The following is a 10,139-nucleotide window of genomic DNA, read 5'->3' as shown; positions in this document are numbered from 1 at the left end:
GCGATTGAATCTTGATCATTCAGGCGATGGGACGAGACGGCAGACGTGGTCCATGCGAGGGTGAATTCAGTGGGCCGCCGACGTTACTTATTGCGACAGCGGATGCGGTTCAATATCAGCCGATCGTCGGGCTGGCGTGGACAGTGCGACAGGTGCACCATCAACTCATGGTGGAGTACATCATCGTTCTGATCATTGTTTCCACGGTCGTTTTTGGACTGGAACGCAACCGCCGGCTTCAACCCACGTTCACGTCGCGGCCGATCGGCAGCAGTGACGCCGACGATCGCGACATCGAACGTACGCGGGCCGAGCTCCGCGCACGTTTCCTCTGCCGAGCCCACTAGTCATTGACCACTGGCCGGGACTACAGCTTGCGACCGCCGGTGGTGGCCTGCGGTGCCGGGATGCCGGCTACGTCGCGGGCGAGGTAGGCCCACAGGGGCGACGGCGCGATCTCTGCGGCCGGTGCCACGTCCTCCAGTCTCAGCAGTGCATCCGCGCGCAGCTCGGCGCGGCCAGGATTGCCACGCACTGGTCCATCGGTAGGGCGTCGTGATCCTTGCGGCGCCGGGCGGCAACGGAGAAATACTGGACGCCAGCACCGTTTGAACGTCCGGCATGTATGCGTCCGGCTTTTGGGTACTGTCCACCGAATTGCTCGTAGGCAATCCGACCTGAGGCAGCGGGTTGCCTATATCGGTGGCTGCTGAGGCCGGCACGCGCGATCATGCACAGCGCTCGGCGGACGGGCCGGCGTCCTGCCGGCCCGTCCGCCACGGGTGGGTCAGCTATCCGTGACGAGGGTGGCGGTTCCGGCTGCCAGCGCCTCGGTGATCGGCTGGTAGTAGGTTGTGCAGTTGCCGGTGCCGCCGGATGTCAGGCCGACCGCGTGCACTTCATTGCCGCTCGCGCTGCCGCTCGGGTTGGTCACCAGCGAGCCGCCGGAGTCGCCCGGTGCGGCGCACAGGTCGGTGCGGATCATCTGGCTGACACAGCCATCCGGGTAGCAGACGGTCGTGTTGGTCGCGGTGACCGTGCCGCAGGTCCATCCGCTGGCGGCGCCGGAGCGGCAGACCGCCATGCCGATGGTCGCGTTGGAGGAACCGGTGATGGTGACGTCGCTGCCCGCGGTGTACCGGTCGACCCACGCTGTGAAGGCCACCTCGGGGCCCGTCACCTGGATGAGCCCGTAGTCGTTGCCCGGGTAGGACGAGATCGCGGCGGTGCCGATCACGCCGCCGGTGCCGGACCAGGTGCCGCCGAGGGCGGTGCAGTGGCCGGCGGTGATGACATACCGAGTACCGCCGGAGATCGCGTTGAAGCCCTGGGAGCAGGCGCCGCCGGTGGTGCTGGTGATCCCCTGCCCGCCGATGGAGTTCCACCAGTATGGCCGGGGAACCTCGGCGACCTTCTCGATCGTGACCGCGCCCGCTCCGAGGTTCTCGGCCCATTTCGCGACTCCGGCGTGGTTGCCGTGCACCGACACCACGAGCGACTTCGACGCCTGGTCGACATACCAGCCGGTGACGGAACTCGGGCGGCTGGCGGCCGCGTTGTCCAGCTTTGCCTGAGCAGTGGAGAGTTGAGCGACGGTCGGAGCTGCCGGAGCGGCGCTGACGGGTGCGGCCAAGGTCAGCGCCACCCCCGCTGCTAACAGTGGGCCGCTCATCATCCTCGCGAACGTGCTGCGCCTCATTAATGTTCTCCTTGTTCTTACCTAGTGGGAGAGTCGGAAGCGCGTTGATCAAACTATGATCGAGTGACCCTCGGATATCGGCCGTTCGGGGACAATGACGGCTTGAATGTCTCACTCTCCGGAATCGTGTGCGGTCAGACGCCCGGGGCCCCTTCGTTGCCGCCAAGTTCGGCGCGCCAATGAGGAAGCGGCGACGGCAGTCAACTCGCCGGCGCGTATCAATCCGAATTGTGTTGAACATTCGCATAAATGCGGCAAGGTCGCGATTGGTCAGAATGTGAGGCATCCGACGAGAAACGCAATCATGGTCATGACGCGGCCCACCTCAGGGGGCGGCGTAGGGGTGTTCGGCGCCGTCGCGCTTGGTGTGGATGTCCCAGTAGCGCTGGGCGATGGTGTCCGGGTGGGTTTCCGGGCCGCCGGCGCCGATCCAGGCGAAGATCGGCACGTGGGCCGCGTACACACCGGTGCCGGCGGTCGACTCGTGCAGTTTCAGTACCCAGGCGCGCAGGGCGGCGCCTGCGATGGCGATGGTGCCGAACTCGGGTGGCGCCGCGTGTGGGTCCATGGAGGATCCGCCGGTGGTGAACAGCAGGGTGCCCGTGTCGCGTTTGATCATTTCGGGGAGGACCTGCTGTGCCGCGGTGAGTGCGCCGTAGAGGTAGTAGTCCAGTTGGGGCTGGATGTTGTCGACGGTCGCGTCCAGCGCGGCGGTCATGGTGATGCCGGGGACCGGGTTGTGCGGGGCAGGTGAGTACTCCAGGACGTCGATGTCGCCGAAGCGTTCCTTGATGCGGGTGAACGCGGCGGCCAGGGATGGCCGGTCCATGACGTCGGCGGCGAACCCGGCGGCGTCGAGGCCTGACTCCGCCAGTTCCGCGGCGAGCCGGTCGAGCTTGTCCTGGGTCCGCGACACGAGCGCGACGGAGAATCCGTTGCGGCCGAATACTCTTGCTATGGACAGCCCCAGCCCGGGGCCGGCACCGACAATGGCGATGGTGGGCATGAATCGTCCTTTCCGGAGATCAGTTGACGGTGACGGCGAACTTGTGGTCATCGCTTCTGTGCCATGACCTGTTCGATGGCTCGCGCATACGCCTCGGGGGACTGCGCGCCGGCGATCGTGTAGCGCTGGTCGAGCAGGACGAACGGGACGCCGGTGATGCCGAGTTGCTGTCCGGCGTCCTCGTCGCGGCGTACGTCACTGGAGTGGGCGTTGCCGGTCAGCGCGCCGCGGACTTGGTCGCCGTCAAGGCCGGTCTCGACGGCGACGGCGATCAGACTGTTGTGCTCGTAGGGGTTGATCTGCCCGGCGAAGTAGCGTCGCTGGACCGTTTCGAAGAAGTCGACGCCGCGGCCCTGCCGGTTCGCGAACTGCAGGACCCGCTGCACGTCGAAGGAGTTGGCGTGCGGCCGGTCGCTGGTGAACGGCAACCCCTCGGCCACCGCGAGCTTCTGGATGCCGGCCTCCGCCTGCAACGCCTCGCGCGGGGACACGCCGTGCTTGCGGGTGACGATCTCCGTGATCGTCACCGGTTCGGTCGGTGCGCCCGGGTCAAGCTCGAACGACCGGGGCACCAGGTCGGTCTCGGCTGTCAGGCCGGCCTCGTCCACTGCCCGGCGGAGCCGGTGGATCCCCAGGTAGCACCACGGGCAGCCCAGATCGGTCCACACGTCGACGCGGAGCCGGACCGTGTCCGCTCGCGGTACTTCAGCAGCATGTGCGCTCGACATGGCGCCCTCCAACGATCGGTTCCACCGGAAGTGGAGTCCTTCCTTCACTTCAAGGTAGCACGGAAGTGGTGCCTTTCCTCCACTTGTGGGATGGTGGGTGTGTGACAAAGCGAACGGTCTCCGACCGCCCCCTGCGTACCGACGCGGCGCGTAACCGCACGGCGATCGTCGCGGCGGCGCAGCGCGCGTTCGCCGAGGGTGGCCTGCAGGTGCCGTTCGACGAGATCGCCCGGCTGGCCGGGGTCGGTGAGGCCACCGTGCACCGCCGGTTCCCGGACCGCGCCTCGCTGATCGCCGCCGCGTTCTGCGACAAGATGACCAGCTACGCCGACGCCGCCGCCGAAGCGCTCGCCGAGCCGGACCCGTGGAAAGGATTCTGCGGCTATGTGCGTCGTGTATGCGCCATGCAGGCCAGCGACCGTGGCTTCGCCGACCTGCTCACCATCACCTTCGCCGCGGCCAACCCCGCGGTCGAGGAACTGGAGCTACGACGCGACGCCGCCTTCCGGGACTGGATCACGATCGTCCGGAAAGCCAGGGCGACCGGGCGGCTACGCCCTGACTTCCACCCCGACGACCTCGTCGTGCTGCTGATGGCCAACGCCGGCGTCGTCGCCGCCACCGCCGGCACCGCACCTGACGCATGGCAACGCCACGTGGAATACATGCTGCAAGCCTTCGCGGCCGACAACTCTCAACCTCTGCCGGCACCACCCGCACGCGAGGCCCTCGTGCGGGCTCTGCAACGCACCCAGCGGACATAGCCGCAGTGCCATGCGCCATTGATGGGCTTCTCATGCGCGTCGGGTTGTCGGCGGGAGCGGGCATATCGGCACATTCCTCGTCCCCGGCTGGTGCGTGCCGGCCCCGAGGTGATCAACATCAGCCGAGACGCCACCGCCCACGCCGACGCGCCCGAATGGAGCGGGTGCACCAGGCCCGTCGCCGCGCGGCGCCAGGTCTTCGCGGCGGCCAGGACGGACCGGCTGCTGTTCACCCACGCGGCCACAACCCGTATGGCCCCGGTGCGGAATGGCGTACCGCTGCCGGCCCCGGTTGTGTCGCTGGGCGGGCGGGGCGAAGTGTTCCGGGAAATGAAGTCGTCATGCGACGTATTCGCACCATTGCCCAGGCCCTGTTAAGGCCACCGCCATCGCCGGAAGCAGCGGCGACGTGTGCGCCTGGCAACAGGCAAGGTGGTCTGCGGCCGCGTAGTGTGGCGTGATCCACATGTAGTAGTTCGTTGGAGGGTTGCACGTGCAGATCCAGGTCAACACCGACCACAACATCCATGGTGGCGCGAAGCTGGTTGCCTACGTGACGACCGAACTGGCGTCCAGCCTGTCGCGGTTCGACCGGTGGCTGACCCGGGTGGAGGTGCACTTCAGTGTGGACGCGGCCGGGCGGACCGACGACAAGCGTTGCGTGATCGAGGCCCGCCCAGCAGGTGCCCAGTCCGTCGCGGTGACCCACCACGCGGGCTCGGTGGATGATGCGTACAACGGAGCCGTGCAGAAGATGGAACGAGTGCTGGACACCAAGTACACCCGCGCGCACGACCACAAGGGCGGCGACACCATCCGCCACATGGAATCCGTCGACGACTCGAACTAACCGCATGGCTTGATGGCTGTCGCGTATTGATCAGCTACGCGACGGTCCTTTGTGTTCGGATGGGTGACAAACCGTGGTGTCCAGGGTGGTAGTGCCAAAGAATGCGATTGTCCAGTCACAACGGCTGGCGCGGTGGCGAGTTCGTGCAGCCAGGTTCTGATGTAGCTCGCATGTCGGAGGAGCAAAGGTTGGGTTTCTGAAGGTGGGAGGCTGACGGCTATGGAGTTCTTCTTGCCTGTGACATCCGCGGACGAGTACGAGCAGCGGTACGTGGAGTTGGCCCGGTTCGCCGGAGCGTCCGTGCCGGTGCCGGAAGCGCGGCTCTGGGCGGTCCAGTGGGAGCACAACGGTGAGGTGTGGGAAGCCACTGTCGGTGAACTGCTTGTCCGCGTCGAGCCGACACCGAGGGTGCAGGACAGTGCGGCTGTCATGGCGATCTTCCCCGGCAACCCGTATCTGATCGTGACGTCCGCACAGCCGCTCACTTCGCTGCGCAGCAGCTGGAACAACCCGATCAGCGCCAGCTTCCCCCAGGTTAGGAAGAGAGTTCCCTTCGACATCCCATGAGGCGCGTTCGCCCAGCGCGCTTACCCGGCCGGAGTGAGCGCGACGACGAAACTCCGGGTGTTCACGTGGCGTGCCGGGGTGCGATCTTGGTCACGGCGGAGGCCGAGATGCGGCGGTGGCTTGAGCGACGAGGAACTGCTGGGCGTCGCCCGGGGTGAGCGGCACGGTGAGCGAGTGGGCCGACGGGTCGTTGAGCGCGGCCAGCACCTGCTGAGCCCGCCGTCGGACTGCACGGCAGCCTCGGTCAGTCGGCGCGCACCCGCAACCTGCTCGCCTTCGCCGAAGGTAGCGCGGCCACCCTGGTGGCTACCGACATTGCCGCCCGCGGCATCCACGTCGACGACGTCACGCTGGTGATTCACGCCGACCCCACCCATGGAGTAGAAGGCACATCTGCACTGCTCAGGCCGCACCGCACGAGCCGGCGCGTCTGGCGCGGTCGTCACCTTGATGGCCGATGCGCAGGTCGCCGAGGTCCGCGACCTCACCCGCAAAGCCGGGGTCAGCGCCACCGTCACCCGCCTGCGCCCCGGTCATCCGCTGCTCAACCAACTCGCGCCTGGTGAGCGCACCCACATCGCCCCGAACACGAACCCGGCGCGGAGGTCCGCACGGCCCAGCGTCCCCGCCTCTGAACCGACCGCGGACGCAGATGAGGGAACGAGCAAGGTGGTGGCAGGATGGGTACCGAGACCGTGGTCTTCGATGTGAGGACCCGGCTCTAGTACAGGGAGTCAGAACAGCATGGCGCAGGGCACTGTGAAGTGGTTCAACGGGGAAAAGGGCTTTGGCTTCATCGAGCAGGACGGCGGTGGTGCCGACGTGTTCGTGCACTATTCTGAGATTCAGGGCAACGGTTTCAAGTCCTTGGACGAGGGACAGCGCGTGGAGTTCGAGATCGGCCAGGGCCAGAAGGGGCCGCAGGCCCAGGGCGTCCGCGCCATCTGATCTCAGCTGAAATATGGGTTCGCATCCGCCGGATGCGAACCCATATTCGACTTGCTCGGCGGTGGCTGTGAAAGCGCAGAGGAAAGCCTTGCAGTGGTCGCTTCCGCACACCCCGGTGACGGGTGATGTGAGCACAGCCCTTAAGCTTGATCTTTAACCTGTGAATTCCTTAGCTGTAACAAGGCCCTCGATCGCCTGGCGCCACGCCGGGGGCTGGGGTACCTACCACCTCACCCTACGCTCCACCGGTCGTACGCCTTTCCAGCGAACTCCGGCACCCGACCGTGATCACCTGGCTACGTTGCGATCTCACTCGCGACGCACCCGACGAGACCGCCCACCTACGACGCCGTGGCGTGATATTAATGGCAGGAACTGACCAACTCCTGATTCGCTAGCGCACGTCCAGCATTTAACGGCGGCAACTGCGTCGAGGTGGCCGCGACCGCGACCGCGGCACCCTAACTCTCACCCCGGCCATTTGGCAGCCCTCACCACCGCCCTCATCCACTGAGGTCCTTAGCCGGCGCCGTGCCCAGCGAAAGCACTCACATGCTCGATCACGCCGTTCGCGATGACTGTGATCAGTCGGCGACCATCCAGTCCGACGAACGGGCATCCCTCCAGTCCCTCCCGCAAGGTCAGCGACTCGTCGCCGGGCTCGAGCCACAGCACCTTGCCCGCGCGGAGCCACGGTGCGAGCCCGAAGTCGTACTGCGAGACCCTCGGCCGATCCCTGGCCCAGCCACGGTTGACCCCATCCCGGTACACCGGATATGTGTTGGCTCCCCAGAGGTTCACGAGCGGGACGCCTTCGGGCTTTGGGCCGAAGTAGCTGATCGTCCAACCGGTGTGTCCACCCACGCGCACCTCGGCGATCACTGCCCGTACGCCCGGGTTGTCGAGGATCCGGGGCACCACGAACGGCACGTCCGGCCCTGGGACGACCGCGAAGGGCGGGTGCTCCAGTTCGTCGGCCGGCCGCAACGCACCGGTCATCGCCAACCAGCCCGGAGGAAGCGCCTGCGGCGGGCGGCGGATCGAGTTCAGGTAGTCCCAGAAACGACCGTCGAGGCCGAACACGTCGATTGGCCAGCGGACCGGCTCGCCGCTGTCCGGGCTACGCGCCACGACGACCTCGGGCAGCAGTGCCCGGTACCGGTGGTTGACGTCGCGGACGCGGTTGGGGTCCGGCGAGTCCTGCGCGAGCAATCGGAAGCTCTCGGCCATCAGCCGTGCTCGCTCGGCGGTGGGGTCACCCGGCATCGCTAGTCCGGCCTTCCCGCGGGTGGCACCCACGGGCGGCGGTCTGTCCACAGTGGTGTCTCCGCCACGACGAACCGCATGGGTTGACCGGGTGTGAACCGCACCAGGCCCTCGCCGCCGCCACGCTGGTGTTGTCTCACGAGTTTGTCGCGCATGTCCTTCTCGTGTGGGTCGTCCGGGTCCCAGCGCACGACGGCCCCGTGCATCACGCCGAACTTGCCGTCCCGCATGTCCTGGATGAGCAGGTCGTACTCGTCCTGCGGGATCTCGGTTCCATCCGGCCGCCGGATGTCATAGAGGTCGTGATCGCCCGCGATGGGATGGCGGACCTTGTTCTTGTCGTAGCCGTGGACGACGTAACCGATCACCTCGAACCGGCCGGGACCCGGGTGTTTACGCGCGAGCTTCCGCATCTTCTGACCGTATTCGCGGCGCTCCTCGACTCGCATGCGGTACCGCTTCCGACCCGCTTCGATGTCCTCCTTCCCGAGGTTCCCGCGCTTCGGCTGGGGAACCGAGTTGACGAAGAATCCGACCAGACCCTTCTTCTCCGGCTCGACACTCAGGAAAGTGTCGGCGTTGTTGATGGTCTTGGCCTTGATGTCCACCGGTTTGTACCAGGCGCCGCGCATCAGGTGGCGCACCGAATCCGGGTTGGTGGGCCGCACCTCGATGATCACGTTGTTGGCGTCGGCGAAGCGTTGGAATTTTCGGCTGTTCTTGATGAGAACCCCGTAGTCGGCCTGCGCCTTCTTCCGGCTCAACGGCGAGTTCTCCGCACGGCTCGTCTTCGACGGGTTGATGGTCGCGACGAAGTGGATCACGTAGTGGTCACCGGCCAGGCGTTCCACGACCAGGGACAGCGCGGTCAACCGGTGGCGGCGTTGGACAGCCGGCAGGCGGGCCTGGATCTCGTCAACCGGCATACCGGTACGGACCAGGGCGATGGCGTCACGGAGCGCGGCGTCCAGGCGTTTCAGGTCGTCGTCCGGCGGAGTCGCCTCGGCGCTCCGGTCCTTTTCCATGCCGCGGCCCGACAACTGGCCGAACACGGCGCTGAGATCGGCGCGGATCTGATCGAGAAGTCGTTGCCCCAGGGCCAGTTCGCGGCGTTTGTCCTGGACGAACGGCAACGATTCCTTGTCGATGACCGCGTCGATCCAGTGGTGGACGGCAAGACGGGCCTGTATGGCGCTGACGGCGAGATGTCGTGCCAGCAGGTCGGCCTCGTCCCGGTGCTGGTAGTACCGGGCCACAGCGACGGCGACGGTGTCGATGGCCAGCAGCGCGTCGCGCGAGGCATTGCCGTAGATCATGGAATGGGCGTCCGAACCGCTCGCTTGCCGTGGCTTGCGTACGACCAGTTCGGGGATCGCCGCGGCCTTGGCGCGGGCTATCGCGAGACCGTCGACCAGGATCCGTGCCGCCGGCGAGCGGTTCAGGTCAAGCGCTTGGACAGCGGCCGCCGACTTCGTGTGCGCTCGGCCAAGCTGTTTCCCGAAGGCCAGGGCGAAGATGTGATCACCACGCTTCGGCCCGGGTACGAGAGCGTCGGTCTTCTCCGTCTTCTTCGGGTTGACCTCGGCTTCGACCGCCCACACCTGGCCGGCGTCGACCAGGTCGACACGACGGACCCGGAACTTTCTGCGGATGGCCGACAGCGGTCCGGTCACCTCGTCTCGACCGACGGGCTTGCGGGCGTGGCGCGCCATGACACGCCTGGCAGCCGCCATGGCCTCGTCGAGCCTGTTCGATCGGTCCTTCTCCTTGCGGCGCGCGGCGTCTGGCCGCCGCCTCTCCGGCCTCCGTCTGGCCGTGGGCCTCCGTGTGTCCCCGGGTCCGCGTTGGCCTGGTCTGCGCCTGTCCCTCGGCCGCCGTTTGTCCAGCGAGGCCTTCAGCTTGGACCAGAGCTTCTTGACCAGGCCGACGATCTTGTCGATCACCCAGTCCACGGCTCGGTTGACCGGTTTCGCCAGCTTCTGGAAGATCTGCCGGACCTTGCCTGCAATGCCGCCGATGCCGAGGATCGCCGCCAGCGCCCCGATCAGCACCGGAATCGACCTGGCCAGGGCGCGTTCGACGAGCGCGGGCACGCCACCGGCGCCGCCCCGCGCGATCGCGATCACCGCGTCGAGAACGGCGTTGACGAACTCGATGATCTGGCGCCCCTGGGTGACGATGAACCGGATGATGTCGATGATCATCTTGCAGGCGCGGATGAACGCCGAGGCAGGGTTGAGCAGCGAGACGATCCACGTGATCCCGGCGATGATGATCGTCGGCAACAGGTAGGACACCAGATCCTTGATGA

The 10,139-nt window shown here is 66.6% G+C and carries 11 protein-coding genes and 1 pseudogene; 6 read left to right on the top strand and 6 right to left on the bottom strand.

Annotated elements, in window-relative coordinates; genetic code table 11:
- The first annotated feature begins 167 nt into the window (after positions 1 to 167).
- Entirely contained in the window at positions 168 to 347 is a 180-nt protein-coding gene (locus VF106_RS02855; protein WP_330837954.1) for a hypothetical protein, read from the top strand.
- Between the two features lie 20 nt (positions 348 to 367).
- Here VF106_RS02855 and VF106_RS02850 read toward each other — a convergent pair whose 3' ends face one another.
- The 4 genes from VF106_RS02850 to VF106_RS02835 form a co-directional block, all read right to left on the bottom strand.
- On the bottom strand, positions 368 to 535 hold the full coding sequence (locus VF106_RS02850; protein ID WP_330837953.1) for a hypothetical protein: 168 nt from the start codon (positions 533 to 535) through the stop codon (positions 368 to 370).
- A gap of 252 nt (positions 536 to 787) precedes the next feature.
- Positions 788 to 1,699 carry a S1 family peptidase gene (locus VF106_RS02845; protein WP_330837952.1) on the bottom strand — a complete coding sequence of 304 codons (912 nt, stop codon included), beginning with the start codon at positions 1,697 to 1,699 and terminating at the stop codon, positions 788 to 790.
- 325 nt (positions 1,700 to 2,024) lie between these two features.
- Positions 2,025 to 2,705: an SDR family NAD(P)-dependent oxidoreductase gene (locus tag VF106_RS02840; protein WP_330837951.1), complete on the bottom strand. Its 681-nt coding sequence runs from the start codon at positions 2,703 to 2,705 to the stop codon at positions 2,025 to 2,027.
- Between the two features lie 47 nt (positions 2,706 to 2,752).
- Positions 2,753 to 3,433, bottom strand: a complete 681-nt coding sequence (locus VF106_RS02835) for a DsbA family oxidoreductase (protein WP_330837950.1) — start codon at positions 3,431 to 3,433, stop codon at positions 2,753 to 2,755.
- A gap of 101 nt (positions 3,434 to 3,534) precedes the next feature.
- On the opposite strand from VF106_RS02835, the gene VF106_RS02830 reads away from it, so the two are divergent.
- The 5 genes and pseudogenes from VF106_RS02830 (at position 3,535) to VF106_RS02810 (ending at position 6,562) form a co-directional block, all read left to right on the top strand.
- Positions 3,535 to 4,197: a TetR/AcrR family transcriptional regulator gene (locus tag VF106_RS02830; protein WP_330837949.1), complete on the top strand. Its 663-nt coding sequence runs from the start codon at positions 3,535 to 3,537 to the stop codon at positions 4,195 to 4,197.
- Between the two features lie 493 nt (positions 4,198 to 4,690).
- A complete protein-coding gene (locus tag VF106_RS02825) occupies positions 4,691 to 5,047 on the top strand; it encodes an HPF/RaiA family ribosome-associated protein (RefSeq protein WP_330837948.1) in 357 nt (118 codons plus the stop codon).
- Between the two features lie 231 nt (positions 5,048 to 5,278).
- Positions 5,279 to 5,614: a hypothetical protein gene (locus VF106_RS02820; RefSeq protein ID WP_330837947.1), complete on the top strand. Its 336-nt coding sequence runs from the start codon at positions 5,279 to 5,281 to the stop codon at positions 5,612 to 5,614.
- Positions 5,615 to 5,817: 203 nt separating this feature from the next.
- Positions 5,818 to 6,226 (top strand): annotated as a pseudogene (locus VF106_RS02815) (helicase-related protein); the annotation flags it as partial.
- Positions 6,227 to 6,358: 132 nt separating this feature from the next.
- Positions 6,359 to 6,562, top strand: coding sequence for a cold-shock protein (locus tag VF106_RS02810; protein WP_330837946.1), 204 nt, complete (start codon positions 6,359 to 6,361; stop codon positions 6,560 to 6,562).
- 519 nt (positions 6,563 to 7,081) lie between these two features.
- On the opposite strand, the gene VF106_RS02805 is transcribed toward VF106_RS02810, so the two are convergent.
- A complete protein-coding gene (locus tag VF106_RS02805; protein WP_330837945.1) occupies positions 7,082 to 7,828 on the bottom strand; it encodes a hypothetical protein in 747 nt (248 codons plus the stop codon).
- A gap of 2 nt (positions 7,829 to 7,830) precedes the next feature.
- Positions 7,831 to 10,139: magnesium transporter CorA family protein (locus VF106_RS02800; protein WP_524535843.1), on the bottom strand; the 2,309-nt coding region annotated here is incomplete at its 5' end.

Source organism: Actinophytocola sp. (assembly GCF_036378875.1).
In the GTDB taxonomy this organism is placed as follows: domain Bacteria; phylum Actinomycetota; class Actinomycetes; order Mycobacteriales; family Pseudonocardiaceae; genus Actinophytocola.
This window is presented reverse-complemented; position numbering and strand designations above follow the sequence as displayed.

What these genes read in the sequence shown, in the direction of transcription:
- VF106_RS02855 (WP_330837954.1), top strand. Translation starts at nt 168, where the DNA reads ATGGTGGAGTACATCATCGTTCTGATCATTGTTTCCACGGTCGTTTTT.
- VF106_RS02845 (WP_330837952.1), bottom strand. Translation starts at nt 1,699, where the DNA reads ATGAGGCGCAGCACGTTCGCGAGGATGATGAGCGGCCCACTGTTAGCA.
- VF106_RS02840 (WP_330837951.1), bottom strand. Translation starts at nt 2,705, where the DNA reads ATGCCCACCATCGCCATTGTCGGTGCCGGCCCCGGGCTGGGGCTGTCC.
- VF106_RS02835 (WP_330837950.1), bottom strand. Translation starts at nt 3,433, where the DNA reads ATGTCGAGCGCACATGCTGCTGAAGTACCGCGAGCGGACACGGTCCGG.
- VF106_RS02810 (WP_330837946.1), top strand. Translation starts at nt 6,359, where the DNA reads ATGGCGCAGGGCACTGTGAAGTGGTTCAACGGGGAAAAGGGCTTTGGC.
- VF106_RS02805 (WP_330837945.1), bottom strand. Translation starts at nt 7,828, where the DNA reads ATGCCGGGTGACCCCACCGCCGAGCGAGCACGGCTGATGGCCGAGAGC.